The 25,812-nt window shown below is 71.4% G+C and carries 23 protein-coding genes, 1 rRNA gene and 1 riboswitch; of the genes, 16 read left to right on the top strand and 8 right to left on the bottom strand.

What is annotated here, in order from left to right; genetic code table 11:
- The first annotated feature begins 6 nt into the window (after window positions 1–6).
- The 11 genes from rrf (at window position 7) to TNCT1_RS06905 (ending at window position 10,460) form a co-directional block, all read left to right on the top strand.
- Window positions 7–123 (top strand): 5S ribosomal RNA (gene rrf / locus TNCT1_RS06955).
- Between the two features lie 109 nt (window positions 124–232).
- The gene (locus tag TNCT1_RS06950) at window positions 233–841 is read left to right on the top strand and encodes a CDP-alcohol phosphatidyltransferase family protein (RefSeq protein WP_143629363.1); all 609 of its coding nucleotides are present in this window, start codon (window positions 233–235) and stop codon (window positions 839–841) included.
- 113 nt (window positions 842–954) lie between these two features.
- Window positions 955–3,450 (top strand): mannose-1-phosphate guanyltransferase, encoded by a 2,496-nt coding sequence (locus tag TNCT1_RS06945; RefSeq protein WP_143629361.1) that lies wholly within the window; start codon window positions 955–957, stop codon window positions 3,448–3,450.
- 120 nt (window positions 3,451–3,570) lie between these two features.
- Window positions 3,571–4,491: a DUF881 domain-containing protein gene (locus TNCT1_RS06940; RefSeq protein WP_143629359.1), complete on the top strand. Its 921-nt coding sequence runs from the start codon at window positions 3,571–3,573 to the stop codon at window positions 4,489–4,491.
- Complete coding sequence (locus TNCT1_RS06935) at window positions 4,488–4,820, top strand: small basic family protein (RefSeq protein WP_006134295.1); 333 nt, start codon at window positions 4,488–4,490, stop codon at window positions 4,818–4,820. Before TNCT1_RS06940 ends, TNCT1_RS06935 begins: the two co-directional genes overlap by 4 nt.
- Before the next feature lie 4 nt (window positions 4,821–4,824).
- A complete protein-coding gene (locus TNCT1_RS06930; protein ID WP_143629357.1) occupies window positions 4,825–5,703 on the top strand; it encodes a DUF881 domain-containing protein in 879 nt (292 codons plus the stop codon).
- A gap of 189 nt (window positions 5,704–5,892) precedes the next feature.
- The gene (locus TNCT1_RS06925; RefSeq protein ID WP_216856591.1) at window positions 5,893–6,723 is read left to right on the top strand and encodes an FHA domain-containing protein; all 831 of its coding nucleotides are present in this window, start codon (window positions 5,893–5,895) and stop codon (window positions 6,721–6,723) included.
- Window positions 6,724–6,762: 39 nt separating this feature from the next.
- Entirely contained in the window at window positions 6,763–7,497 is a 735-nt protein-coding gene (locus TNCT1_RS06920) for a MerR family transcriptional regulator (protein ID WP_143629355.1), read from the top strand.
- An 85-nt stretch (window positions 7,498–7,582) separates the two neighbouring features.
- The gene (locus TNCT1_RS06915) at window positions 7,583–8,056 is read left to right on the top strand and encodes a bifunctional nuclease family protein (protein WP_026253112.1); all 474 of its coding nucleotides are present in this window, start codon (window positions 7,583–7,585) and stop codon (window positions 8,054–8,056) included.
- A 246-nt stretch (window positions 8,057–8,302) separates the two neighbouring features.
- Window positions 8,303–8,986: a MerR family transcriptional regulator gene (locus TNCT1_RS06910; protein WP_143629353.1), complete on the top strand. Its 684-nt coding sequence runs from the start codon at window positions 8,303–8,305 to the stop codon at window positions 8,984–8,986.
- 67 nt (window positions 8,987–9,053) lie between these two features.
- On the top strand, window positions 9,054–10,460 hold the full coding sequence (locus TNCT1_RS06905; RefSeq protein WP_174266178.1) for a DNA polymerase IV: 1,407 nt from the start codon (window positions 9,054–9,056) through the stop codon (window positions 10,458–10,460).
- 35 nt (window positions 10,461–10,495) lie between these two features.
- Here the strand turns inward: TNCT1_RS06905 and TNCT1_RS06900 are convergent, their stop codons facing one another.
- The gene (locus tag TNCT1_RS06900; protein ID WP_174266177.1) at window positions 10,496–10,867 is read right to left on the bottom strand and encodes a PRC-barrel domain-containing protein; all 372 of its coding nucleotides are present in this window, start codon (window positions 10,865–10,867) and stop codon (window positions 10,496–10,498) included.
- A 119-nt stretch (window positions 10,868–10,986) separates the two neighbouring features.
- A riboswitch (glycine riboswitch) is annotated at window positions 10,987–11,081 on the top strand.
- A 175-nt stretch (window positions 11,082–11,256) separates the two neighbouring features.
- Between TNCT1_RS06900 and gcvP the strand changes: the two genes are divergently transcribed.
- The gene (gene gcvP / locus TNCT1_RS06895; RefSeq protein ID WP_143629349.1) at window positions 11,257–14,142 is read left to right on the top strand and encodes an aminomethyl-transferring glycine dehydrogenase; all 2,886 of its coding nucleotides are present in this window, start codon (window positions 11,257–11,259) and stop codon (window positions 14,140–14,142) included.
- Window positions 14,143–14,206: 64 nt separating this feature from the next.
- On the opposite strand, the gene TNCT1_RS06890 is transcribed toward gcvP, so the two are convergent.
- From TNCT1_RS06890 to modA, 4 genes are read right to left on the bottom strand one after another with little or no spacing between them, the layout of a single operon-like run.
- Window positions 14,207–14,626 carry a molybdopterin-binding protein gene (locus tag TNCT1_RS06890; protein ID WP_143629347.1) on the bottom strand — a complete coding sequence of 140 codons (420 nt, stop codon included), beginning with the start codon at window positions 14,624–14,626 and terminating at the stop codon, window positions 14,207–14,209.
- Between the two features lie 27 nt (window positions 14,627–14,653).
- Window positions 14,654–15,901, bottom strand: coding sequence for an ABC transporter ATP-binding protein (locus TNCT1_RS06885; protein ID WP_235902385.1), 1,248 nt, complete (start codon window positions 15,899–15,901; stop codon window positions 14,654–14,656).
- 7 nt (window positions 15,902–15,908) lie between these two features.
- Window positions 15,909–16,754: an ABC transporter permease gene (locus TNCT1_RS06880; RefSeq protein WP_143629345.1), complete on the bottom strand. Its 846-nt coding sequence runs from the start codon at window positions 16,752–16,754 to the stop codon at window positions 15,909–15,911.
- A complete protein-coding gene (gene modA, locus TNCT1_RS06875; protein ID WP_143629343.1) occupies window positions 16,751–17,575 on the bottom strand; it encodes a molybdate ABC transporter substrate-binding protein in 825 nt (274 codons plus the stop codon). Before modA ends, TNCT1_RS06880 begins: the two co-directional genes overlap by 4 nt.
- Window positions 17,576–17,778: 203 nt before the next feature.
- Here modA and TNCT1_RS06870 point away from each other — a divergent pair, with 203 nt between their 5' ends.
- Window positions 17,779–18,261: a molybdopterin-dependent oxidoreductase gene (locus TNCT1_RS06870; protein WP_235902383.1), complete on the top strand. Its 483-nt coding sequence runs from the start codon at window positions 17,779–17,781 to the stop codon at window positions 18,259–18,261.
- A gap of 34 nt (window positions 18,262–18,295) precedes the next feature.
- On the opposite strand, the gene TNCT1_RS06865 is transcribed toward TNCT1_RS06870, so the two are convergent.
- From TNCT1_RS06865 to TNCT1_RS06855, 3 genes are all read right to left on the bottom strand, one after another.
- Entirely contained in the window at window positions 18,296–18,691 is a 396-nt protein-coding gene (locus TNCT1_RS06865; RefSeq protein WP_143629339.1) for a molybdopterin-binding protein, read from the bottom strand.
- A gap of 125 nt (window positions 18,692–18,816) precedes the next feature.
- Window positions 18,817–20,772 carry an APC family permease gene (locus tag TNCT1_RS06860; RefSeq protein ID WP_143629337.1) on the bottom strand — a complete coding sequence of 652 codons (1,956 nt, stop codon included), beginning with the start codon at window positions 20,770–20,772 and terminating at the stop codon, window positions 18,817–18,819.
- 311 nt (window positions 20,773–21,083) lie between these two features.
- Window positions 21,084–21,611 (bottom strand): universal stress protein, encoded by a 528-nt coding sequence (locus TNCT1_RS06855; protein WP_143629335.1) that lies wholly within the window; start codon window positions 21,609–21,611, stop codon window positions 21,084–21,086.
- 186 nt (window positions 21,612–21,797) lie between these two features.
- Here TNCT1_RS06855 and TNCT1_RS06850 point away from each other — a divergent pair, with 186 nt between their 5' ends.
- The 3 genes from TNCT1_RS06850 (at window position 21,798) to TNCT1_RS06840 (ending at window position 25,799) form a co-directional block, all read left to right on the top strand.
- The gene (locus TNCT1_RS06850; RefSeq protein WP_143629470.1) at window positions 21,798–23,315 is read left to right on the top strand and encodes a glycoside hydrolase family 43 protein; all 1,518 of its coding nucleotides are present in this window, start codon (window positions 21,798–21,800) and stop codon (window positions 23,313–23,315) included.
- A gap of 183 nt (window positions 23,316–23,498) precedes the next feature.
- On the top strand, window positions 23,499–24,794 hold the full coding sequence (locus TNCT1_RS06845) for an extracellular solute-binding protein (RefSeq protein WP_143629333.1): 1,296 nt from the start codon (window positions 23,499–23,501) through the stop codon (window positions 24,792–24,794).
- Window positions 24,795–24,800: 6 nt separating this feature from the next.
- A complete protein-coding gene (locus tag TNCT1_RS06840; RefSeq protein ID WP_143629331.1) occupies window positions 24,801–25,799 on the top strand; it encodes a carbohydrate ABC transporter permease in 999 nt (332 codons plus the stop codon).
- Window positions 25,800–25,812 lie beyond the last annotated feature (13 nt).

The following is a 25,812-nucleotide window of genomic DNA, read 5'->3' as shown; positions in this document are numbered from 1 at the left end:
TAGTGTTTCGGTGGTCATAGCGTGAGGGAAACGCCCGGTTACATTCCGAACCCGGAAGCTAAGCCTCACAGCGCCGATGGTACTGCAGGGGGGACCCTGTGGGAGAGTAGGACGCCGCCGAACTCCTTTTACAGCTCCGGCTCTTGGGCACTGCCCAGGGGCCGGAGCTTTTTTGCGTTGGGGTAGGGTCGTGGAGCATCGTTTCGCTCCTTACAGCACAGGAGGCCCCCGGGTGGAGGTCCAGGAGACCCGTGTCCAGACGGACCGGGTCCTCACCATCCCCAACATCCTCAGCATGGCCCGGCTCGCCGGCGTGCCGCTCTTCCTGTGGCTCATCCTCAGGCCGGAGTTCGGCGGCCCCAAGAGCGACGGCTGGGCCCTCCTCGTGCTGGCACTGAGCGGGATCAGCGACTACCTCGACGGCAAGCTCGCCAGGCGCTGGAACCAGATCAGCAACCTCGGCCGGCTGCTCGACCCCGCGGCCGACCGCCTGTACGTCCTCTCGACGCTGCTGGGCCTCACCTGGCGCGAGATCCTGCCCCTGTGGCTGACGGCCCTCCTCCTCGCGCGAGAGCTCGTCCTCCTGGTGATGGTCGGCATCCTCCGGCGCCACGGCTATCCGCCGCCCCAGGTGAACTTCCTGGGCAAGGCCGCCACGTTCAACCTTATGTATGCCTTCCCCCTCCTGCTGCTCAGTGACGGAAACGGATGGATCGCGTCACTGGCCGCAGTTTTCGGATGGGCGTTCGCGGGATGGGGTACAACCCTCTATTGGTGGGCAGGAGTGCTCTACGTGGTACAAGTCCGCCGCCTCGTCCGCGCGGACGCCACGGCCGATTGAGCTCGCTGATTGTCCGGACAAAGTGGTCCGTTGGCCCGCCGTGCGATTCTGCGGGACAATCTTGACGGGTGAAGTCGGCTAGACCGTCGTCTCTTTAGGAGGACGCTTCCGACATGAAGGCCGTCGTGATGGCCGGTGGCGAAGGCACGCGCCTTCGCCCTATGACCTCAAGCATGCCCAAGCCGCTCCTGCCCGTGGCCAACCGCCCGATCATGGAGCACGTGCTGAGGCTGCTCAAAAGGCATGGGCTGAACGAGACCGTCGTCACCGTGCAGTTCCTGGCATCGCTCGTCAAGAACTACTTCGGCGACGGCGACGAGCTCGGAATGGAGCTCACATATGCCAACGAGGAGAAGCCGCTCGGTACCGCCGGAAGCGTCAAGAACGCCGAAGAGGCGCTGAAGGACGACGCCTTCCTGGTCATCTCCGGTGACGCCCTGACGGACTTCGACCTCACGGACCTGATCAATTTCCACAAGGAGAAGGGCGCACTGGTCACCGTTTGTCTGACCCGGGTGCCCAATCCGCTGGAGTTCGGCATCACGATCGTCGACGAGGAAGGCAAGGTCGAGCGTTTCCTCGAGAAGCCGACCTGGGGGCAGGTCTTCTCCGACACGGTGAACACGGGCATCTACGTCATGGAGCCCGAGGTCTTCGACTACGTCGAGGCCGATGTGTCCGTCGACTGGTCCGGTGACGTCTTCCCGCAGCTGATGAAGGAAGGCAAGCCGATCTACGGCTATGTCGCCGAGGGCTACTGGGAGGACGTCGGCACCCACGAGAGCTACGTCAAGGCGCAGGCCGACGTCCTCGAGGGCAAGGTCAACGTCGACATCGACGGCTTCGAGATCTCCCCGGGCGTCTGGGTGGCCGAAGGGGCCGAGGTGCATCCCGACGCGGTGCTCCGCGGACCCCTCTACATCGGCGACTACGCCAAGGTGGAGGCCGGCGCGGAGATCCGCGAGCACACCGTCGTCGGGTCCAACGTCGTCGTCAAGAGCGGTGCCTTCCTGCACCGGGCCGTCGTCCACGACAATGTGTACGTCGGCCAGCACAGCAATCTGCGCGGCTGCGTCGTCGGCAAGAACACCGACATCATGCGGGCCGCCCGGATCGAGGACGGCGCCGTCATCGGCGACGAGTGCCTGATCGGTGAGGAATCGATCGTCCAGGGCAACGTGCGGGTCTACCCGTTCAAGACCATCGAGGCCGGCGCCTTCGTCAACACCTCGGTGATCTGGGAGTCCAGAGGACAGGCCAACCTCTTCGGCGCCCGTGGCGTCTCCGGCATCCTCAACGTGGAGATCACTCCGGAGCTGGCCGTGCGGATCGCCGGCGCCTACGCGACCACGTTGAAGAAGGGTTCCACCGTCACCACGGCCCGTGACCACTCCCGTGGCGCGCGTGCGCTCAAGCGCGCGGTGATCTCCGCGCTGCAGGCCAGTGCCATCGACGTCCGGGACCTGGAGAACGTGCCGCTGCCCGTGGCCCGGCAGCAGACGGCGCGCGGCAGCGCCGGCGGCATCATGATCCGGACCTCGCCGGGCGTGCCGGACTCCGTCGACATCATGTTCTTCGACGGACAGGGCGCGGACCTGTCGCAGGGCGGCCAGCGCAAGCTGGACCGCGTGTTCGCGCGGCAGGAGTACCGCCGGGCGTTCCCGGGCGAGATCGGCGACCTGTACTTCCCGGCCAGCGTCTACGACTCGTACACCGGGTCGCTGCTGCGGAACGTCGACATCACGGGGATAGCGGAATCGGGCCTCAAGGTCGTCGTGGACGCGTCCAACGGCAGCGCCGGTCTCGTGCTGCCGAGCCTCCTCGGCAAGCTCGGTGTGGACTCGCTGACGATCAACCCCGGCCTCGACGAGTCCCGGCCCACGGAGACCGAGGAGATGCGGCGCAAGGGCCTGGTCCGCCTCGGTGAGATCGTGGCGTCCTCCAGGGCCGCCTTCGGCGTGCGGTTCGACCCGGTCGGCGAGCGGCTGTCGCTCGTGGACGAGAAGGGCCGGATCATCGAGGACGACCGGGCGCTGCTCGTGATGCTGGACCTGGTGGCGTCGGAGCGGCGCAGCGGCCGGGTGGCGCTGCCGGTGACCACGACCAGGATCGCCGAGCAGGTGGCCGCCTACCACGGCACCCAGGTCGAGTGGACCACCACTTCCCCCGACGACCTCACGCGCGTGGGGCGCGAAGAGGGCACCATCTTCGGCGGTGACGGCAAGGGCGGGTTCATCGTCCCCGAGTTCAGCAGCGTCTACGACGGCACGGCGGCCTTCGTGCGGCTGATCGGGCTGGTGGCCCGTACACAGCTCACGCTGAGCCAGATCGACGCGCGGATCCCGCGGGCCCACGTGCTCAAGCGGGACCTGGCGACTCCGTGGGCCGTCAAGGGCCTCGTCATGCGGCGGGTCGTGGAGGCGGCCGGGGACCGTTCCGTCGACACGACCGACGGCGTGCGGGTCGTGGAGACCGACGGGCGCTGGGTGATGGTGCTGCCAGACCCGGCCGAGGCCGTCACCCACCTGTGGGCGGAGGGACCGGACGACGCCTCCGCGCAGGCCCTGCTGGACGAGTGGTCGGCCGTGGTGGACAGCGCCGGGCGGTAGGACCGGCGGGACCGGGCGGCGGAAACCGCCGCACACGCGCGTGCCGGACAGGCCTGACCGACGGGGCCTGTCCGGCACGCGCGTGGGGCCGTTCGGAGGTACGGCTCGCGACATGCGACGATGTGCGGCATGCCGCAGCAATCCCCCGTTCGGAGCAGCCCCCGGCGGTCGTCGCGCCCGGACGCGTCCATGTCGTTGATCACCAACGTCATGGACCACAGCCTCGACGACGGCTACGCCGAGGCCGCCGCCCGGCGGGCGGCGCAGGGTGAGGCCGGGGGGCTGCCGAAGACGCTCAGAGCGAAGCTCGGCCTGGCGGCGGGTCTGGTCCTCGCGGCGCTCGTGGTCACCGTGGGAGCGGCGCAGGCACGGATCGCGGCGCCCGTGGTGGCCAAGGAGCGCCAGGAGCTGATCGACCGCATAGAGCGGGAGACCGCGGACGCGGACCGGCTCGAGAGCGACGTGGACAAGCTGCGCGACGACGTGGACACGCGCCGGCGGGCGGCGCTGCGCCACAGCGGCGGCGGATCCGAGGCGGACCTCGTGGGCGTGCTGTCGGGCGCGACCGCGGTGCGCGGCCCCGGCGTCAAACTCGTGGTGAACGACGCCAAGGAGGCCAGCGCCGGCGGCGACGGCTCCAACCCGCGCGAGACCTCGGGCTTCTCCGACACCGGCCGGGTGCGCGACCGGGACATGCAGCGGGTGGTGAACGGGCTGTGGGCCTCCGGGGCCGAGGCCGTCTCCATCAACGGGCAGCGGCTGACGGCCCTCTCCGCGATCCGGGCCGCGGGTGACGCGATACTGGTCGACAACAGGCCGCTGGTGCCGCCGTACACGGTGCTGGCGGTGGGGGACGGGCAGCGGCTGAGCACCAGGTTCCAGGACAGCGCCGACGGGCTCTATCTGCACGCCCTGGAGGAGAACTTCGGCATCCGCGCCACCATCTCCACCGAGGGGGACGTCAGCCTGCCCTCCGCACCGAGTGTGATCGTACGCACAGCACAGCCGAACGACGACAAGACTGAGAAGGGCACATCGTGATCGCCGTACTGGGCCTCATCGTGGGAGTCGTGGCCGGCCTGTTGGTCCGGCCGGAGGTTCCGGCGGTCGTCGAGCCTTATCTGCCGATCGCCGTCGTGGCGGCGCTGGACGCCGTGTTCGGCGGTCTGCGGGCCATGCTCGACGGCATCTTCGACGACAAGGTCTTCGTGGTGTCCTTCCTGTCCAACGTGGTCGTGGCCGCGCTGATCGTCTTCCTGGGCGACAAGCTGGGCGTGGGGGCGCAGTTGTCCACCGGTGTCGTGGTCGTCCTCGGCATCCGCATCTTCTCCAACGCCGCGGCGATCCGACGGCACGTCTTCCGGGCTTGAGGCGATGAACAACCAGGACGAGCAGCCGGAGAACAGGCTGCGCAAGGAACTGCCCGACGAGGTGCCGGCTCCGGCCGCCCCTGCGGCTCCGGCCCCCGTCGAGCCTCGGCGGACGCCCGTCGAGCCGGGGCGGACGCCCGCCGAGGTCGGCGAACCGCCGCTCACCGGCCGGCAGCGCCTCATCAACGGAGTGTGGCCGCCGCGCGTCACCCGGGCCCAACTCATCGTCGCCGTCCTGCTGTTCGGCCTCGGATTCGGGCTGGCCGTGCAGGTGGCGTCGAACAGCGACAGCGACAGCGCGCTGCGCGGGGCACGTCAGGAAGATCTCGTTCGCATCCTCGATGAACTGGACGACCGTACTCAGCGTCTTGAGGACGAGAAGCAGGGACTCGAGAAACAGCGCCAGGAGCTGCAGAGCAGCTCCGACCAGGCCGCGGAGGCGCGCAAGCAGACGGCCGAGAAGGAGAAGCAACTCGGCATCCTGGCGGGCACCGTGGCGGCGCAGGGTCCCGGCATCACCATGACGGTCGAGGACACGAAGGGGACGGTCAAGGCGGACATGCTGCTCGACGCGATCCAGGAGCTGCGCGCGGCCGGCGCGGAGGCGATCCAGGTCAACGGCGTGCGCGTGGTCGCGAGCACCTACTTCACCGACTCCGGCAAGACCGTGAGCGTCGACGGGCACAAGATCAACGCACCGTATCGTTTCCAGGTCATCGGCAAGTCGCAGGATCTGGAACCGGCTCTGAACATTCCCGGAGGCGTGGTGCAGACGCTGGAGAAGGAGCAGGCCACGGCGACCGTCGAACGGTCGGACAAGATCGTCGTGGACGCCTTGCGGCAGGTGAAGCAGCCTGACTACGCTCGGTCGTCCTCCCGGTGAACCGGCGGGGCATGGGGGCGTCCGGCAGGGGCATGAGGTTGCGGGGGGTCGGCGCACCGAAGAAGTGGCGTGTGGTGGAAACTGTGCGGTGGATACGGACGTTGTGATGATGTCCGGGTCGACCGGTGTAGGCAATCAGGGTTCGTCCTGCCCCACGGGCGGGTCTGTTTCGGTCAAGGGGAATCGCCCGTGAAGTTGTTTGCGAAGTTGTTCGGCAAGAGCGCGCGAGAGGGCGGCGACAACGCGACCGCTCGCCATCGCGCACAGCCTGACGCAGAGGGCCAGCGCCCGCTGTTCCGTGACCAGGTCGCTGGTCCGGGCGGTGACATTTCCGGAGGCCAGGGCGCGGCGTCTGTTGACCCTGCCCAGTCCGGCGGCATAGGTTTCGGGCAACCGTCAACCTCAAGTGCGGGTGGAGGGTTTGCCTCCGACCCCTATGCGTCGAACGCCCCCGCGGGGCAGCCGCGGCAGGAGGATCCGTCCATGTCCGTCCTGGTGTGTACGAGGTGCGGTAACCGCAACGCGGAGAACGCCCGCTTCTGCTCCAACTGCGGGGCGCCGCTGCGCCCCGGTCTGACGCCGGAGCGTGCCTCGGAGACCACGTCCACGATCTCCATCTCGGGCATCGAGGCCTACGACGCCGAGGTGACCGGGCAGACGCAGGTGCCGATGCTCTCGCCCGAGGCGCAGGCCGCGGTCGACGCGCTGCCGCTGGGCTCGGCGCTGCTGGTGGTGCGCCGGGGACCGAACTCGGGCAGCCGCTTCCTGCTGGACAGCGACCTGACCACGGCCGGCCGGCACCCGCAGAGCGACATCTTCCTGGACGACGTCACGGTCTCCCGCCGGCACGTGGAGTTCCGGCGCTCCCCGGACGGCGCGTTCACGGTGGCCGACGTGGGCAGCCTGAACGGCACGTACGTCAACCGCGAGCGGATCGACCAGGTGCCTCTGTCGAACGGCGACGAGGTGCAGATCGGCAAGTACCGGCTGGTCTTCTACGCGAGCCGGCAGGGCATCTGACACCCCTGGACTCCGTCCGGGGGAACCCAGGGAAGGTCCATGCTTCACACACCGAGCGGCGGCACCCGAAGCGGTGCCGCCGCCACGGACCGGCTGATGAGCATCGGCACGGTGCTGAACCTGCTGCGTGACGAGTTCCCCGAAGTCACCATTTCCAAGATCCGCTTCCTGGAGTCGGAGGGGCTCATCGAGCCGCAGCGGACTCCTTCGGGGTACCGCAAGTTCAGTCCCGAGGACGTGGACCGCCTCGGGCACGTGCTGAGGATGCAGCGGGACCACTACCTGCCCCTGAGGGTGATCCGGGAGCACCTGGACGCCATGGAGCGCGGCGAGGCCGTGGCGCTTCCCCTGGTGGGGCGCCAGCGCACCGGGGAGGAACCGCCGGAGCCGTCCGAGCGGCCCACCGTGGCCCGGGTCGGACGGGCGGAGCTGCTGGCGGCCGCGGACATCGGTGAGGACGACCTCGCGGAGTGGCAGTCGTACGGGCTCATCGTGCCCCTGGAGGACGGGGTGTACGACGCGGCGGCCGTCACCGTCGCCTCGCTCGTCGCCGAGCTGGGCCGGTTCGGGATCGAGCCGCGCCACCTGCGGGTGATGAAGGCCGCCGCCGACCGGGAGGCGGGCCTGGTGGACCAGGTGGTGGCCCCGCTGAAGCGCCACCGCAACCCGCAGACCAGGGCGCACGCCGAGGCCCGTGCCAAGGAGCTGGCGGCGCTCACCATGCGGCTGCACGCGGCGCTGGTGCAGACCGCCCTCGGCGTCCGTATGCCCTGAACGGCGGGACGCGCCGGCGGCCGGATCGGGCACCTGTTCCCGGCCCGACTACCCAAAGGTCCCGAGCACGGCCTAGGGTTGCTGTGTGAACGAGCTCGATGTCGTAGGTGTCCGGGTCGAAATGCCCTCCAACCAACCGATCGTGCTCCTGCGCGAAGTGGGGGGCGACCGTTACCTCCCCATCTGGATCGGGCCGGGGGAGGCGACGGCGATCGCCTTCGCCCAGCAGGGCATGGCCCCCGCGCGACCGCTGACCCACGACCTTTTCAAGGACGTGCTGGAGGCCGTCGGCCAGGAGCTGACCGAAGTACGCATCACGGATCTGCGTGAGGGCGTCTTCTACGCGGAGCTGGTCTTCGCGAGCGGGGTCGAGGTGTCCGCCCGTCCCTCCGACGCCATAGCGCTGGCCCTGCGCACCGGGACGCCGATCTACGGCAGTGACACGGTGCTGGACGACGCCGGCATCGCGATCCCGGACGAGCAGGAGGACGAGGTGGAGAAGTTCCGCGAGTTCCTCGACCAGATCTCACCGGAGGACTTCGGCACCAGCAGCCAGTGAGGCGAGGCGGGTCCGACGGCCCGGGGCGGCGGCCTGCGGGCGGCCCCGGCGCCCGGGCAATTGCCACCGGCCATCCAGAGCGTCATGCGGCTCTCCGCGAGAGCATTCGGCTAGCCTTTCCCCGCGGTGGGGCACGGGAAACCACTCTTAGGGTGATTATCACCCGGCGTGGCGAGTGTGGCGATCGTTGACGCACCCCTGGTGACTGCCTACCGTCGAGAAGGCGGTTCAAGGACGGAGGTCGGCGTGAGAACGAGCGGCGACGGTACGGCTGGGGGTGCCCCCGGACGCGGTTTCGGGGAGAGCGGTCCGTACCCTTCCCAGAGCTCACAGCCGCTTTCCGGCGGTCAGTACGCATATCCCGGTGGCGCGGTCGGCCACCCCCCACAGCGGCCGACGGCGGTGCCGAACGGCGGAGGGGCGGCGTCCATGGCGTCCGAGGAGATCGGCTACCGGGGGCCCACGGCCTGCGCGGCCGCCGGCATCACCTACCGGCAACTCGACTACTGGGCCCGCACCGGACTCGTCGAGCCGAGCGTGCGGCCCGCTCACGGGTCGGGCACCCAGCGCCTCTACAGCTTCCGGGACGTGGTCGTCCTCAAGATCGTCAAGCGGTTCCTGGACACCGGGGTCTCGCTGCAGAACATCCGCACCGCCGTGCAGCACCTGCGGGAACGCGGCTTCTGCGACCTGGAGCGGATGACCCTGATGAGCGACGGCGCCACGGTGTACGAGTGCACCTCGCCCGACGAGGTGCACGCCCTGCTCCAGGGCGGCCAGGGCGTCTTCGGGATCGCCGTCGGCGTGGTCTGGCGGGACGTGGAGAGCGCGCTCTCCCAGCTCCACGGGGAGCGGGTCGACACGGGCGAGACCCTGGTCGGGCACAACCCGGCGGACGAGCTGGCGCGGCGGCGCAACCGGGCCGTCTGAGCACCCCGCACCGGGCCCCGCGGGCCGTGCGCCCGCGTTGTCAGTGGTGTGGTGCAGCATCGGAGACGTGAGAAACGCGCCCACGATCCTGCATCTCGACATGGATGCCTTCTACGCCTCGGTGGAGCAGGCGTCCAAGCCGAGTCTGCGGGGCAAGGCCGTGGTCGTGGGCGGACTCGGACCGCGCGGTGTGGTGGCCACCGCCTCCTACGAGGCGCGGGTCTTCGGGGTGCACTCGGCGATGCCGATGGCGCAGGCGCGCCGGCTGGCCCCGAACGCCGCGTACCTGGTGCCGCGCTTCGGTCTCTACCGGTCCGTGAGCGAGCAGGTGATGGCGCTGCTGCGGGAGCTGTCGCCGCTGGTGGAGCCGCTGAGCCTGGACGAGGCCTTCGTCGACCTCGAGGCCCGGGAGGCGGCCTGGGACGCGGAGTCGGCGCGGCGGGTGGGGACCAGGCTGCGCGCCGACATACGGGCGGTCACCGGGCTCACCGGCTCGGTCGGGCTCGCCGCGTCCAAGATGCTCGCCAAGATCGCCTCGGAGGAGGCCAAACCCGACGGGCTCGTCCTCGTCGAACCCGGCACCGAGCGTGCGCTGCTCGGCCCCATGACGGTGCGGACCCTGCCCGGGGTGGGACCGGCCACCGGGGACCATCTGCGGCGGGCCGGGATCACCACGGTCGAGGAACTGGCCGAGGCGGGCGAGGACGAACTCGTGCGGCTGCTCGGCAAGGCGCACGGGCACGCGCTGTACGCGATGGCGCTGGCCCGCGACGACCGGCCGGTGGTCGCCGAGCGGGAGGCCAAGTCGGTGTCGGTCGAGGACACCTACGACGTGGACATCCACGACCGGCTGCGGGTCGGTCTCGAGGTGCGGCGGCTCGCCGACCGGTGCGTGGGCCGGCTGCGCGGGGCCGGGCTGTCGGGGCGGACCATCGTGCTGAAGGTCCGCAGGTACGACTTCTCCACGCTGACCCGCTCCGAGACGCTCAGGGGACCCACCGACGACCCCGCGGTGATCCGGGAGGCGGCCGAGCGGCTGCTGGACTCCGTGGACACCACGGGCGGCGTGCGGCTGCTCGGCGTGGGCGTCACCGGACTGGCCGACTACACCCAGGAGGACCTGTTCGCCCAGGCCGCGCAGCCGTCCATGACGGCCGAGGCGCCGGAGGAGGCCGCGGCCGGCCCCGTCCCGGAGCAGCCGGAGCCCGCCGAACGGCAGTGGCGGGCCGGGCAGGACGTATGGCACGCCGCGTGGGGCCACGGCTGGGTGCAGGGCAGCGGCCTCGGCCGGGTGACCGTGCGTTTCGAGACGCCCCTGTCCCGGCCGGGGCGGGTGCGGACGTTCGGGGTCGAGGATCCCGAACTGGAGCCGGCGGACCCGCTCCCGCTGGTGCCGGACGCGGGGCCGCGGCCGCGTGCGCCGGGTGACGGCCCGGCGTCGCCCGTGCCGGATGCCGTGGACGCCGATCCGTAGGGACGGTGTGGCACGGCGGGGCCCGCGGGCGTGGCTCAGGGCTCCTCCGTGCCCGCCACCTTGCCGAAGTCGCGGTCCGCGAGCGGGGAGGGAGCCGCCACGTCGAGGCCGTAGTGGTGGTAGAGCTGCAGTTCCTGTTCGGGGGAGAGGTGGCGGCCCACGCCGAAGTCGGGCGCGTCCTTGATGAGCGCCCGGTCGAAGGGGACCCGCAGGGCGCCCTCGACGATCTCGCTGGGCTCCAGCGGGACGAAGGCGTCCCGGGAGAAGAGACCGGTGCGTACGGCCGCCCACTCGGGCACGCCGGTGGCGTCGTCGAGGTACACCTCGTCAATGGTGCCGATCTTGGTGCCATTGCGGTCGAACGCCTTGCGGCCGATCAGGTTGCGCGGATCGATGTCGGTCTGCACCGTCACTCTCCCTCCACGTGGTCGCAACTCATCCGTAAGCACTACGAAAGAGCACAATCAGTGAGGCGGCCACTCGAGGGCCCGGGCGTTGACCTCGCTGGTAGGCTGACAGCGGCTGCTGACCCCGTGCGGGAGAGTCCTCCGACCACGTCGGAGGCGCCGAAGGAGCAAATCCTCCCCGGAATCTCTCAGGCTCACGTACCGCACGGACGAGGTCACTCTGGAAAGCAGGGCGGACGTCGACGGTGTCCGCCCTCACCGACGGTGAAAGCCGGCGTCCCTCGGGTGGCCGGTGAAGCTCTCAGGTCGAGATGACAGAGGGGGAGGCCGTCGGGGTATCCGTACCGGGGTGCCCCTCGAAGGTCGCGTCAGACCAGGAGGCCTCCGCAATGACCGCCCATCGCACGCCGCTCTCCGAGCTCGAAGCGGGCATCCCCTTCGAGCAGCGCCACATCGGGCCCGACCCGGAGGCGCGGGCCAAGATGCTCGCGCACGTCGGCTACGGCTCGCTCGACGAGCTGACCGCCGCCGCGGTCCCGGACGTGATCAAGAACGCCGACGCCCTGGACCTGCCGGGCGCCCGCACCGAGGCCGAGGTGCTCGCCGAGCTGCGCTCGCTCGCCGACCGCAACCAGGTCCTCGGCTCCATGATCGGCCTCGGCTACCACGGCACCTTCACCCCGCCGGTCATCCTGCGCAACGTCATGGAGAACCCGGCCTGGTACACGGCCTACACGCCGTACCAGCCGGAGATCTCCCAGGGCCGTCTGGAGGCCCTGCTGAACTTCCAGACCATGGTCGCCGAGCTCACCGGGCTGCCCACGTCCGGCGCCTCCCTCCTGGACGAGGGCACGGCCGCCGCCGAGGCCATGGCGCTGTCCCGGCGGATGGGCCGGAACAAGAAGGGCCTGTTCCTGATCGACGCGGACGCCCTGCCGCAGACCATCGCCGTCATCGAGACGCGCGCCGAGCCGACCGGCGTCGAGGTCGTCGTCGCCGACCTCTCCGACGGCATCCCGGCCGAGATCGCCGAGCGCGAGATCAACGGCGTTCTGCTCCAGTACCCGGGGGCCTCCGGCGCCGTCCGCGACATCAAGCCGGTCATCGACCAGGCGCACGGGCTGGGCGCCCTCGTCACCGTCGCCGCCGACCTGCTCGCACTCACCCTGCTGACCTCGCCGGGCGAGCTGGGCGCCGACATCGCCATCGGCACGACCCAGCGCTTCGGCGTGCCGATGGGCTTCGGCGGCCCGCACGCCGGCTACATGGCGGTGCACGAGAAGTTCGCGCGCAGCCTGCCCGGCCGTCTCGTCGGCGTGTCCGTCGACGCCGACGGTCACAAGGCCTACCGCCTGGCGCTGCAGACCCGCGAGCAGCACATCCGCCGCGAGAAGGCCACCAGCAACATCTGCACCGCTCAGGTGCTGCTCGCCGTGATGGCCGGCATGTACGCCGTCTACCACGGCCCCGAGGGCCTGCGGACCATCGCCCGCCGCACCCACCGCTACGCCACGATCCTCGCCGAGGGCCTGAAGGCGGGCGGCGTCGAGATCGTCCACGGCGCCTACTTCGACACCGTCACCGCGCGCGTGCCCGGCCGGGCCGCCGAGGTCGTGGCCGCCGCCCGGGCGGGCGGCGTGAACCTGCGGCTCGTCGACGCCGACCTCGTCTCCCTCGCCTGTGACGAGACCACCGTCCGCGCCCAGGTGCAGGCCGTCTTCACCGCTTTCGGCGTCGACGGCGACATCGAGGCTCTGGACGCGGCGGCCGGCGAGGCCCTGCCCGAGGCCCTGCTGCGCACCGACGACTACCTCACCCACCCGGTCTTCCACGAGCACCGCTCCGAGACCGCGATGCTGCGCTACCTGCGCCGGCTCGCCGACCGCGACTACGCGCTCGACCGCGGCATGATCCCGCTGGGCTCCTGCACCATGAAGCTCAACGCGACCACCGAGATGGAGCCGGTCACCTGGCCCGAGTTCGGCCAGCTGCACCCGTTCGCGCCCGCCGAGCAGGCCGAGGGCTACCTCACGCTCATCCACGAGCTGGAGGACCGGCTCGCCGAGGTCACCGGCTACGACAAGGTCTCGCTCCAGCCGAACGCCGGTTCGCAGGGCGAGCTGGCCGGTCTGCTGGCCGTGCGCGGCTACCACCGCGCCAACGGCGACGAGCAGCGCACCGTCTGCCTCATCCCCTCCTCCGCGCACGGCACCAACGCGGCCAGCGCCGTGATGGCCGGCATGAAGGTCGTCGTCGTGAAGACCGCCGAGGACGGCGAGATCGACGTGGCCGACCTGCGGACCAAGATCGAGCAGCACCGCGACGAGCTGGCCGTGCTGATGATCACCTACCCGTCCACGCACGGTGTGTTCGAGGAGCACGTCGCCGACATCTGCGCCCAGGTCCACGACGCCGGCGGCCAGGTGTACGTCGACGGCGCCAACCTCAACGCGCTGGTCGGCCTCGCCAAGCCCGGTCACTTCGGCGGTGACGTCTCGCACCTGAACCTGCACAAGACGTTCTGCATCCCGCACGGCGGCGGCGGCCCGGGCGTCGGCCCGGTGGCCGTCCGGTCGCACCTGGCCCCGTACCTGCCGAACCACCCGCTGCAGCCGGCGGCCGGCCCCGAGACCGGCGTGGGCCCGGTCTCCGCCGCGCCGTGGGGCAGCGCGGGCATCCTGCCGATCTCGTGGGCCTACGTCCGCCTGATGGGCGGCGAGGGACTCAAGCGCGCCACCCAGGTGGCCGTGCTCTCCGCCAACTACGTCGCCAAGCGCCTCGAGCCGCACTACCCGGTGCTCTACAACGGCCCCGGCGGCCTCGTCGCGCACGAGTGCATCATCGACCTGCGCCCGCTGACCAAGGCGACCGGCGTGAGCGTGGACGACGTCGCCAAGCGGCTCATCGACTACGGCTTCCACGCGCCGACCATGTCCTTCCCGGTGGCCGGCACGCTGATGATCGAGCCGACCGAGTCCGAGGACCTGGCGGAGCTGGACCGGTTCTGCGACGCGATGATCGCCATCCGCGCGGAGATCGAGAAGGTCGGCGCGGGCGAGTGGCCGACGGAGGACAACCCGCTGCGCAACGCGCCGCACACCGCGCGGGCGCTCGGCGCGGACTGGCAGCACGCCTACACCCGCGAGGAGGCCGTCTTCCCGGCCGGCGTCTCGGTCGCCGACAAGTACTGGCCGCCGGTGCGCCGCATCGACCAGGCCTTCGGCGACCGCAACCTGGTGTGCTCCTGCCCGCCGCTGGACGCCTACGAGGACTGAGCGAGTCCCGTGGACGAGCCCCGCCCGGTCGACCGGGCGGGGCTTTTCCGCGTGTGCGCGCTCCTCAGTCCACGGCCAGCGACACCTCGGTCGCCTTGATCAGGGCGACCACGTCGGAGCTCACGAAGAGGCCGAGTTCCTCGACCGCGTCCTTGGTGATCACGGCGGTGAGCTCGCCCCCGGCCACGGCGACCTTCACCGAGGCCATCACCTCGCCCAGGTCGAGCCGGGTGATCGCGCCCGGGAGCTGGTTGCGGATCGACACGCCCTCGATCCGTCCCGAGGACAGGGAGACCTCGGTCGACTTCACCAGCGCGCGGACGGGTGAGCCGGGGGCGAGGCCGAGCTGCTCGGCGGCCTCCAGGGTGATGGCGGCCGTGAGCTCCTGGCCGCCGGCCAGCCGCACCTTGACGAGCGCCATGACCTCGCCCGGGTGGACCTCGGTGACGGTGCCGGGGAACTGGTTGCGGATGCTCAGTGTCATGGGCACCCACCGTAGAGGGCCCGCCCGTCAGGCGGGGTACGCGTGGGTCTGCGTCGCCTTCACCGTCGCCCAGACCGACGCACCCGGACGCAGGTCCAGTTCGGCGGCCGCGACCGTGGTCAGGTCGGCGGCGAGGGGGAGTTCGCCGGTGAGGTCCGCGCGGATCTGGTCGCCGTGGGTCTCCAGGCCGGCGACCTCGCAAGCCCACAGGTTGCGGGCGCTCGCACCGGTGGGCCGGTCCCGGAAGAGGGTGACCGCGGACGGCGGGAAGGCCACGAACACGGGCCCGGACAGGTCCTCCGTGGTCGTCACCGAGGGGCCCGCGTCCAGCCGCACGGTGGGCCCCCCGGCCCGTCCCCGGTAGAGGTTGAGGCCGACGAGCCGGGCGATGTAGTCGGTCCGGGGCCGGCGGGCGGTCTCCGCGGGAGTCCCTTGTTGCACGACCTGGCCGTCCTCGACGACCACCAGCCGGTCCGCGAGCACCATCGCGTCCAGCGGGTCGTGCGTGACCAGCACGGCGACGGCCTCGAACTCGGCCAGGTGGCGGCGGAGCTGGGCGCGGACCTCCAGACGGGTGCGGGCGTCCAGCGCGGCGAGCGGTTCGTCCAGGAGCAGCAGCCGCGGCCTGGTGGCCAGGGCGCGGGCGAGCGCGACGCGCTGCGCCTGGCCGCCGGACAGCCGCCGGGGCTTGGCACCGGCGTGCCCGGCGAGGCCCATCCGGTCCAGCCAGGCGGCCGCCGCGGCGCGGGCCTCGGCCTTGCCGGCGCCTCGGCAGCGCGGTCCGAACGCCACGTTGTCCAGGGCGGACAGATGCGGGAAGAGCAGATAGTCCTGGAAGACGACGCCGACCGGGCGGGACTCGGGCGGGACGCGTTCCAGCGAGGCGCCGTCCAGACGCAGGTGCCCGCCGGTGAGCGGGAGCAGCCCGGCGAGGGCGCGCAGGGCGGTGGTCTTCCCGGCGCCGTTCGGGCCGAGCAGCGCGATGACGTCGCCTGGGGCCGCGGTCAGGGCCACGTCGAGCCGGAAGTCCCCCCGGTCCACGACGAGCCGCGCGTCGAGCCCCTGCCCGCCGGCGCCTTCCGGGCCGGTTCCGGCGGGGGCGTCCGTGCCGCCCAGGGGAGCCGAGCCGGTCGCCGGTGCCCGCGCGGGGCCGGCTTCCGCCCTCACTTCGCCCCCCGTCGTCACTTCGCCCTCCGTCGTCACTTCGCCCTCCGTCCTCACCTCGCCCTCCGTGTCCGCCTCGCCCGCCTCTCCCATCCGGTCCCTTCGTCCCATCGTGCCCTCACGTCCCCGTCAGCCACCGGTCCCGCAGCCCGGCCAGTACCGCGATCGACACGGCAAGCAGCACCAGGCTCAGGGAGATGGCCGCCTCCGGGTCGTTCTGCAGGGCGAGGTAGACGGCCAGGGGCATGGTCTGGGTACGGCCGGGGAAGTTGCCCGCGAAGGTGATCGTCGCGCCGAACTCGCCGAGTGCGCGGGCCCACGCCAGGACCGCGCCCGCGGCCACGCCGGGGGCGATCAGCGGCAGGGTGACCCGGCGGAACGCGGTGAACCGCGAGGCGCCGAGCGTGGTCGCCGCCTCCTCGTAGCGCGGGTCGGCGGCGCGCAGGGTGCCCTCGACGCTGATCACCAGGAACGGCATGGCGACGAACGCCTCCGCGATCACCACCCCGGCGGTGGTGAAGGGCAGGGTGATCCCGAACCACGCGTCCAGCCACCGGCCGACCACCCCGTTGCGTCCGAGGGCGAGCAGCAGGGCCACGCCGCCCACCACCGGCGGCAGGACCAGCGGCAGAGTCACCAGGGCCCGCACGAGCCGGCGGCCGGGGAAGTCGGTGCGCGCCAGCAGCCAGGCCAGCGGCACGCCCAGCACGAGGCTGACCCCGGTCGCCGCCGTGGCGGTGACCAGGGACAGCTGGAGCGCCTGCCACACCTCCGCACTGGTCAGCTGGTCGGGCAGGCTGCCCCAGGGGGCGCGGACGAGCAGCGCCAGGAGGGGCAGCAGCAGGAACGCCAGGGCCACGACACCGGGCACCAGCAGCGGCAGCGGCACTCCGCGCGCGCGTCGGCGCCGCGGCCCGCCCGTGCGGGGGCCGGCCGCGGAGCCGGGCCTGCGCGGCGAGGTCACGGCTGGAGGAACCCGGCCTCGCCCAGGACCCGCCTGCCCTCGGCGGAGCGCACCAGCGCGATGAACGCCTTGGCCGCCGGGGCGTTGCCCGCGTTCTTCAGCAGGGCGATCGGGTAGTCGTTGACGGCCTTGGCCGACTCGGGGAACTCCACGCCCTCCACCTTGTCGCCCGCCGCCTTCACGTCGGTCCTGTAGACCACGGCGGCGTCGGCCTCCTTCAGCTCCACCTTGGTCAGGGCGCTCTTGACGTCCTGCTCGTAGGAGACCGGGGTCAGCTCGAGGCCGCCGGCGTCCAGGGCCTTCTGGGCCGCGGCGCCGCACGGCACCGTCCTGTCGCACAGGACGACCTTGAGGCCGGACCTGGTGAGGTCCTTGAGCGAGGTCACCTTGCCGGGATTGCCGGGCGGCGTGGCGATCTCGAGCCGGTTGCGCACGAAGGTCGCCGGGGCGCCCACCGCGTCCTTCTTGTCCGTCACGATCGCCATCGTCTTCGGGCTGGCGGCGGCGAACACATCGGCCGGCGCACCGCTGGTGATGCTCGCGGCGAGCGTGTCGCTGCCGCCGAAGTTGAAGCTGACCTCGGTGCCGGGGTGCTGCTTCTCGAACTCCTTGCCGAGGGTCGTGAAGCTCTCCTTCAGCGAGGCCGCGGCGAACACCGTGACGGAGCCGGACAGCTTCCCGGACGCCTGGCCCGAGGCGCCGGAACCGCCGGCCGGGGAGTCGCCGGAGGACGAGGAGCAGGCGCTCAGCGATATCAGGGCGGCGGCTCCCGCACCGGCCAGCTGCAGCATCCGCCGGGTCCGGCGCACGGAACGGGTCATCACGGATCTACTCCTCAGGTCCTCGAACGAGTCGTCGCGCCCTGCCACGGCCGCGCATCGGCCGTGCCGCGATGATACTGCCGCATCTGCCAGGCAGAAGTCTCCTGTCTCATCGCATGAGCAGCATCGTTCGCTGAATGGGCTCGCATGTGCGTTTGTACGGGGGCTCTTGCCGGGTACGGTCATCCGGGAGGTGGTCGCAGGTGACGCTCGCGGAACTGGACCTGACCGGCGATCTGTCGCGCCCCGCCCGGCTCACCGTGCCGGACCTGCTCGGCCTGCCGCAGCACCGGGTCGCGGTCAGCTTCGAGTGCGCCACCAGCGGCGTCCAGCACCACCGGTTCAGCGGGCCGCGGCTGCACGACGTACTCGCCGGCGCCGGGCCGTCGTTCGACCCGGTCCGGCGCAAGGACCGGTTGCGTTTCCTGATCGCCGTCACCGGCGAGGACGGCCACCACGCCGTGCTGTCCTGGGCGGAGATCGATCCCGACTTCGCGGGCGCCGCCGTGCTGCTCGCCGTCACGGTCGACGGCACCCCGCTGGACGCGTCCGGCCCTCAACTGGTGCTCCCGCAGGACCGCTGCGGGGCCCGGCACGTCAGCGGCATCACGGCGATCCGGGTCGACGGGGGATACGGCTTCGGCGCGCCTGTGCCGGCCCCGGCCGGCCGCGCGCACACCGGATGAGCCCGCCGGGCCGGATGCTCGCGGCGGGAGCCGGTCAGACCCGGTCGATGTGCACGTTGGTGGACTTCACGCGCGCGGTGGCCTCCATGCCGACCTCCAGGCCCAGTTCCTCCACGGCCTCGCGGGTCAGCAGCGACACCAGCCGGTGCGGGCCCGCCTGGATCTCCACCTGGGCGGCGACGTCGCCGAGCTTGATGGCGGTGACGATGCCGGGGAAGGCGTTGCGCACGGAGGTGTAGGGCGCTTCCTCGTCGCCGGCGCCCGTTCCGGCCAGTTCGACCGAGAACGCGGCGAGGTCCTTGCCGTCGACGAGCCGCCGCCCGGCCTCGTCGCGATGGGTCGCCACCCGCCCGGCGTCCGCCCAGCGGCGAGCGGTGTCCGGGCTCACGCCGAGCAGCCGCGCGGCCTGGCCGATCGTGTAGGACTGCATGCCGGTCACGATAGGGCCATCACCCGGGGACCACGGACATGGGGTCGGCCGGGTCGCGCCCGCGGCGCCGGCCGTTTCGCGGCAGGCCGGCGCCGGCCTGGCACCCGCTGCCCGCCTCCCGGGCATCAGCCCGTGTGGACGCGCGGGCGGCGGGACCGGTCCGGCTCCGCCTCGCGCAGGACCTCACGGGTGACCGGGGCGACCTCGCCCTGGCCGAAGAGGAAGAACCGCAGGAAGTTGGCGAACGGGTTGCCCTCGGTCCACTCGAAGTAGATGTGCGGGGTGCAGCCGGTCAGGTCGCGGGCGTGCAGCAGGAGCGCGGCGAGGGCGTTGGGGATGGAGGCGGACTCCACGGTCAGCACGCGGTAGCGGTTGTGCAGGACCTCGCCGCGCACCGTCAGGCCCGCCTCGAACTCGGAGGGGTCGGTGACCGTCACCTCGACGAAGACGAAGTCCTCGTGCTCCGGCATGTCGTTGTCGGACCGGATCTGCTCGACCTTGTCGCGGTACTCCGCCTTGTCCCGGTCGTTGGGCTGGTTCGCGATGAACCGCATCTTGCGGCTGGCCATGTCCCGGATGAACCGCTCCGCCATCGGGTCGAGGGTCACGCTGGTCACGCGCAGCTCGAAGGCGCGGGCCAGCCGGGACAGGAAGGAGACGAGGATGATGCCGGCGATGAAGCAGGCGCCGATCTTCACGCCGTCCGGGCGTTCGATGACGTTCACCACGGTCGTGTACAGGAAGACCACCGAGATGACCGCGAAGGCGATGCTCCAGTGCCGCTGCCCGGCCCTGCGCGCGGCGATGGTCACCGCGATCGCCGCGGAGCTGATCAGCACCAGCACGCCGGTGGCGTAGGCGCCGCCCTGCTTGTCCACGTTCGCGTCGAAGATCCAGGTGACCAGGAAGGCGATCAGGGTGAAGACGATGACCATCGGGCGCACCGCCCGCGCCCAGTGCGGGGCCATGCCGTAGCGGGGCAGGTAGCGCGGCATCAGGTTGAGCAGTCCGGCCATCGCGGACGCGCCGGCGAACCACAGGATGGCGATCGTCGAGATGTCGTAGACCGTGCCGAACGCGCTGCCCAGGTACTCGTGCGCGAGGTAGGCCAGGGCGCGGCCGTTGGCCTGGCCGCCGGGCCTGAACTCGTTCGCCGGGATCAGCAGCGTGGTGATGAAGCTGGTGGCGATCAGGAAGCAGCTCATGATCAGAGCCGCGGTGGTCAGCAGCTTCTTGGTGTCCCGGATCCGGCCGGCCGGCCGTTCCTCCGTGTCGCCGGCCTCGCCCCTGACGTGCGGCATGACGGCCACACCGGTCTCGAAGCCGGACAGACCGAGGGCGAGCTTGGGGAAGACGATCAGGGCGAGCCCGATCATCACGAAGACGTTGCCGTGCTGCGCGATCAGGGCGCTGCCCCAGTCGGCCACCACGTGACCGGCCGTGAGGACGTGCCAGAGGCCGGTGATCACGACGACCAGGTTGAGCGCGAGGTAGACGCCGACCAGGGCGACGGCGACGCCGATCGCCTCGAGGAAGCCCTTGAGGAACACCGCGCCCAGCAGGGCGACCAGGAAGAGGGTGATCACCATCTGGTGGCCGTGCAGCGCACTGGTCAGGTGCGGGTTCTCCACCAGGTGGGTGGAGGCGTCGGCGGCCGACAGGGTGATGGTGATCAGGAAGTCGGTGGCCGCGAAGCCCAGCAGGGTGAGCACGAAGAGCTTGCCCTGCCAGAACGACAGCAGCCGTTCGAGCATGGCGATGGAACCCTCGCCGTGCGGGCTCTCCTCGGCCACCCGACGGTAGACCGGCAGGGCGCCGGCCAGGGTCACGATCACCAGGACGATCGTCGCGATCGGTGAGAGCAGGCCGGCCGCGAGGGCGGCGATGCCCGGCTGGTAGCCGAGGGTGGAGAAGTAGTCGACACCGGTCAGGCACATCACCCGCCACCAGCGCTGCCCCCGGTGCGGGGCCTCAGGCACGGCGTGGGGTCCGGTGTGGCCGCCCTCCTTGCCCATGTCGGACAGCCCCTCCAGCATCCAGGCGCGCAGGCGACTGGGCGGGGGGTGCTCGGTCGTGGCCATCGGCGTGCTCCAGGTGTGCGGCTCAGTGGTTTCCGGCCATCACGCGGACGGCGACACCAGCGTAAGCAGAGAGTGACGCCGTGGCCCTTGGTGTCGGGGCCGGGAGGCGTCAATCTTGCGTTAAGACTGGCCCGGCGGGAGTCGGTGAAGCGGCAAAAGCGGAGGCCGGAGGCCGATGGAGGGGCGTCGGGGGCAATGGAGGGGCGATCGCGGACCACAGGACGGCGGGCACCGAACGTCATCTCGTACGACTCCTCCATGCTGCTCCCGCACCAAGAGATCCGCAGCCGCAGTGGGCGGTCGGCCCCGCCTCACAGATCCCTGGTGTCCATGCGCCGGTGCCACGCGTTGCGCCGGTGGACGGCCACCAGGTCCGACTCGAGCGGCGACGGAGGCACCGCCAGCACCGGGCAGCGGGCGTGGGCGAGGCAGTGCCGGCAGACGTGACCCGAGAAGGCCCGCTGCAGGCCGCGCCGGCCCGCGCCGACCACCAGCAGGTCGTTCTCCCGGTCGGCGGTCGCCACCAGGGCCCGGCCCGGGGTGCCGCGCACGATGACCGCGCGCATCGGCACCCCCGGCCCCTCGTCACTGAAGATCTCCTCGAGCACCGCGGCCAGGCGCTGCTTGGCCAGCCGCTGCCACTCCTCGACGAGCAGGGCGGCGGCGGGGGAGCGGCGCGCGGTGGCGTCGCCGCCGGGCGGCTCCCAGGCGAGCACCGGCCACAGTTCGGCGCCCAGCCGCCGGGCCAGCGCGGTCGCCCGGCGAAGGGCCGTGACGCTGCCGAGGGAACCGCTCACGCCGACCACCACGCGGGCCGCCGGGGTGTCGTAACCGGACATGACCTCACCGTTCCTCACGGATCGCCGCGGGCCCGTCCCCCCGTCCATGCCCGCGCGCAGGGCCTACCTCCCATCCCACTCCCGACCGCGTGACGGGACCAGCCGAACGGGCCCTCGGAGCGGCGCGGCTCAGTAAAATTCGGCGCCGGAATCGAAACTTTCGACACCGTGACCTGTGAGGCGTTCATGCGGACGTACGACAATCCGGTCATCCCCGGCTTCCACCCCGACCCGAGCGTGTGCCGGGTGGGCGACGACCACTACCTGGTGTGCTCCAGCTTCGAGTACTTCCCCGGCATACCGCTGTTCCACAGCCGCGACCTGGTGCACTGGCGCCAGATCGGCAACGTCCTCGACCGGCCGGGGCAGCTGACGCTGTCCGACGCCGTGCCCGCCTCCGGCGGCGTCTACGCGCCGACCATCCGGTACCACGACGGGCTGTTCCACGTCATCAGCACGGCCGTCGGCGCCGGCGGGACCTTCCTCGTCACCGCCGAGCGCCCGGAGGGGCCCTGGTCGGACCCGGTGTGGATCGACCTGCCCGGCATCGACCCCGACCTGGCCTGGGACGAGGACGGTGACTGCTGGTGCGCCCTGGCCGGGGTGAGCGTCGCGCGGATCGACCCGCGCACCGGCGAGGTGCTGGAAGGGCCGCTGCCCACCTGGTCCGGCACCGGCCTCCGGGACCCGGAGGCGCCGCACCTGTACCGGATCGGCGACTGGTGGTACCTGCTGATCGCCGAGGGCGGCACCGCGCTCGGCCACGGTGTCTCGGCCGCCCGTGCCCGCTCGCCGCGCGGCCCCTGGGAGCCGGCGCCGGGCAACCCGCTGCTGTCCCACCGCGGCACCGGGCTGCCGGTCCAGTGCACCGGTCACGGCGACCTGGTCCGGGCGGCCGACGGCAGCTGGTGGATGGTGCTGCTGGGCACGCGGCCGCGCGGCTGCTTCCCGGAGTTCCACGTGCTCGGCCGCGAGACCTTCCTGGTGCCCGTGGACTGGGCGGACGGCTGGCCCCGGCTCGGACCGGTGCGGGAGCGGCACCCGGCGCCGGCCGCCTGGGCGCCCGTCCAGCAGCCGCCGGCGCGCGACGACTTCACCGGCACGCGGCTCGCGCCGCACTGGATCTCGCCGCGACGGCGCCCGGACGGCTGCTGGTCGCTGACCGAGCGGCCGGGATGGCTCACCCTCGCGGCCGACGGCGCCGGCGACGGTGTGGGCGGCGGCGAAGGCGGCGGTGTGGGCGGCGGCGCCGGTCCGTCCGGGCGCACCTTCGTCGGCCGCCGCCAGTCGCACCACGACTGCCGGGCCGCCGTCCTGCTGGACGCCGGGCCGTCGGCGCGGGCCGGACTGTCCGTCCGCCTGGACGACACCCACCACTACGACCTGGAGGTGGCCGGGGGAGTGGCGTCCGTGATCGTGCGGATCGGCCCGGTGCGCCGATGCGTCGCCGAGCACCCGGTGCCGGCCGGTCCGGTCACCCTGGCCGCCGACATCAGGGCGACCCGGCAGGCGCGGCCCCTGAGCGGCCCCGACACCATCGCCTTCTCCGTCGAAACTTCCGAAGGGATCGTTCGACCGGCCGAACTCGACGGCCGTTATCTGTCCACCGAGGTGGCCGGCGGGTTCACCGGCCGTGTCATCGGCATGTACGTCGCCGAGGGGCGAGCGGCCTTCGACTGGTTCGACTACGAACCGGCGAGCTGATGCGCGACACCTTGACGCTCCTCACGCGCCTTTCTAGAGTCGCGGATCGGAACGTTCGGGAATTTGACCGAATGTTTCGGACCACCGGAGTGTGCCTGACCCTGCGGGCGTATGCGGTGGACCCTGCTTTCCCGCGTCTGGTACCTCTCCGAAGCACTTCCGAAAGTTTCGAAGGAGCGCATGATGGGCGACCCCGCACTGTCCCGCCGCGGCTTCCTGGCGGCCTCCGCGGCCGCCGGCCTCGGGGTGACCGCACTCAGCGGCTGCGGCGGCGACTCGGACGGAGGGTCGTCCTCGGGGACGACCACCATCGAGTGGTGGAACATCTCGACCACCCAGCCGACCAAGACCGTCTGGGCCGGCCTCGCCAAGAAGTTCGAGGCCCAGAACCCCAAGGTCAAGGTGAAGATCGTCCAACTGGAGAACGACGCCTACAAGTCGAAGATGACCGCGCTGACCGCCTCCGGGAAGCTGCCGGACATCTTCCACACCTGGGGCGGCGGAGTGCTCAGGCAGCAGGTCGCCGCCGGACTGGTCGAGGACCTCACCGACCGCACCAAGCCCTGGGCCGAGGGGCTGCTGCCGGTCGCCGGGCAGCCGTACCTGCTGGACGGCAAGGCGTACGGCATCCCGTTCGACATCGGCATGATCGGGTTCTGGTACAACAAGGCGCTCTTCAAGAAGGCCGGGGTCACCACGCCGCCGACGACCTGGAGCGGCTTCCTCGACACCGTGCGCACGCTGAAGTCCGCCGGCGTCACCCCGATAGCCCTGGCCGGCAAGGAGAAGTGGCCCGGCATGTACTACTGGGCCTACCTGTCGATGCGCACCGCCGGTGCCGAGGCCCTGCAGAAGGCCGGCGACGCCAAGGACTTCACCGGCGCCGACTTCGTCGACGCGGGACGGCACCTGAAGGAACTGGTGGCCCTCCAGCCGTTCCAGAAGGGATTCCTCGGAGCCGCCTACTCCACCCCGACCGGCCAGGCGGCCACCGTGGGCAACGGCAAGGCCGCGATGGAGCTCATGGGCCAGTGGGCCCCGGTCGTGGAGGCCGACTCGGGCAAGGGCCTCGGCTCCGACCTGGGCTTCTTCCCGTTCCCCGCGGTGGAGGGCGGCAAGGGGAAGATCACCGAGGTGTTCGGCGGAGGCGGCGGGCACGCGCTGCGCAAGGGCGCCCCGCAGGCCGCCTTCGACTTCCTGAAGTTCTTCGCCAGCGAGACCACCGACCGCGAACTGGTGAAGAAGACCGGCGTGCTGCCGGTCGTCCCGGCCGCCGAGAACGCCCTCACGAACGCCAACCTCAAGGCCGTGCAGGCCCAGCTGAAGGCGGCCACCGGCTTCCAGCTCTACCTCGACCAGGCCTACGCGCCCGCCGTCGGCCAGGAGGTCAACGACAGCGTGGCCGCCCTCATCGCCGGTTCCAAGTCGCCCGAACAGGTCGCGCAGTCCATCACCAAGACGGCCAAGGAAGAGCAGTAGCCGGCGATGACCTCCACCTACCTCCCCGACCGGCGAAGCGGCCCGGCCGCCGACCGCCCGCCCCCGGCCGCCGGCGCGGTCCGCGGGCGGTCGCGGCGGCGCGCGCGCAACTGGCTGACCGCGGTCGCCTTCCAACTGCCCGCACTGGTCCTGTTCATCGGGCTGGTGCTGCTGCCGATGCTGTTCGCGCTGTACGCCGCCTTCTTCCGCTGGGGCGGCTTCGGCATGCCCTCCGACTACACGGGCGTGGACAACTTCAGCCGCCTCTTCCAGGACCCGGTCTTCCTGGGCGACCTGTGGCGCTGCCTGGTCCTGGTGCTGCTCTCGCTCGCCCTGCAGCTGCCGTTCGCCCTCGCCATGGCGGTGCTCCTCAACCAGCGGCTGCGCGGCCGGGCGGTGTACCGGATGCTGTTCTTCGCGCCGTACGTCCTGTCCGAGGCCATCACCGGCGTGCTGTTCGGCATGGTCTTCGCCCCCGACGACGGGCTCGCCGACCACGTCCTCGGCGCCGTCGGCCTGGACGGCCTGGGCGGCGAGTGGTTCGCCGACCCCTCCTACGTCATGGCCACCTTGTTCCTCGTCATGACCTGGAAGTACTTCGGCTTCCACATGATGCTCTACCTGGCCGGACTCCAGTCCATCCCGGCCGAGTTGACCGAGGCGGCGCTGATCGACGGCGCAGGTCCCTGGCAGCGCTTCCGCAACGTCACCCTGCCGCTGCTCGCGCCCACCCTGCGGATCAGCGTCTTCCTGTCCGTCATCGGGGCGATCCAGCTCTTCGACCTGGTGTGGGTCGTCACCCAGGGCGGACCCGACCACCACTCCGAGACGATGGCCGTGACCATGTTCCAGTACGGCTTCAAGCGCTACCAGGTCGGCTACGCCAGCGCGGTCAGCGTGGTCATGTTCGGCATCTGCCTCGCCTTCGCCCTCGCCTACCAGCGGTTCGTGCTCCGCCGCGACCTCGAAGGGGCCACCACGACGATGAGGGGAGCCGGCACGTGAGGCGGCAGACCGT

It is taken from the genome of Streptomyces sp. 1-11 (assembly GCF_007176755.1).
GTDB lineage: Bacteria > Actinomycetota > Actinomycetes > Streptomycetales > Streptomycetaceae > Streptomyces.
This window is presented reverse-complemented; position numbering and strand designations above follow the sequence as displayed.

What these genes read in the sequence shown, in the direction of transcription:
- TNCT1_RS06945 (WP_143629361.1), top strand. Translation starts at nt 955, where the DNA reads ATGAAGGCCGTCGTGATGGCCGGTGGCGAAGGCACGCGCCTTCGCCCT.
- TNCT1_RS06940 (WP_143629359.1), top strand. Translation starts at nt 3,571, where the DNA reads ATGTGCGGCATGCCGCAGCAATCCCCCGTTCGGAGCAGCCCCCGGCGG.
- TNCT1_RS06930 (WP_143629357.1), top strand. Translation starts at nt 4,825, where the DNA reads ATGAACAACCAGGACGAGCAGCCGGAGAACAGGCTGCGCAAGGAACTG.
- TNCT1_RS06920 (WP_143629355.1), top strand. Translation starts at nt 6,763, where the DNA reads ATGCTTCACACACCGAGCGGCGGCACCCGAAGCGGTGCCGCCGCCACG.
- gcvP (WP_143629349.1), top strand. Translation starts at nt 11,257, where the DNA reads ATGACCGCCCATCGCACGCCGCTCTCCGAGCTCGAAGCGGGCATCCCC.
- TNCT1_RS06890 (WP_143629347.1), bottom strand. Translation starts at nt 14,626, where the DNA reads ATGACACTGAGCATCCGCAACCAGTTCCCCGGCACCGTCACCGAGGTC.
- TNCT1_RS06885 (WP_235902385.1), bottom strand. Translation starts at nt 15,901, where the DNA reads ATGGGACGAAGGGACCGGATGGGAGAGGCGGGCGAGGCGGACACGGAG.
- modA (WP_143629343.1), bottom strand. Translation starts at nt 17,575, where the DNA reads ATGACCCGTTCCGTGCGCCGGACCCGGCGGATGCTGCAGCTGGCCGGT.
- TNCT1_RS06865 (WP_143629339.1), bottom strand. Translation starts at nt 18,691, where the DNA reads ATGCAGTCCTACACGATCGGCCAGGCCGCGCGGCTGCTCGGCGTGAGC.
- TNCT1_RS06860 (WP_143629337.1), bottom strand. Translation starts at nt 20,772, where the DNA reads ATGGCCACGACCGAGCACCCCCCGCCCAGTCGCCTGCGCGCCTGGATG.
- TNCT1_RS06855 (WP_143629335.1), bottom strand. Translation starts at nt 21,611, where the DNA reads ATGTCCGGTTACGACACCCCGGCGGCCCGCGTGGTGGTCGGCGTGAGC.
- TNCT1_RS06850 (WP_143629470.1), top strand. Translation starts at nt 21,798, where the DNA reads ATGCGGACGTACGACAATCCGGTCATCCCCGGCTTCCACCCCGACCCG.
- TNCT1_RS06845 (WP_143629333.1), top strand. Translation starts at nt 23,499, where the DNA reads ATGGGCGACCCCGCACTGTCCCGCCGCGGCTTCCTGGCGGCCTCCGCG.
- TNCT1_RS06840 (WP_143629331.1), top strand. Translation starts at nt 24,801, where the DNA reads ATGACCTCCACCTACCTCCCCGACCGGCGAAGCGGCCCGGCCGCCGAC.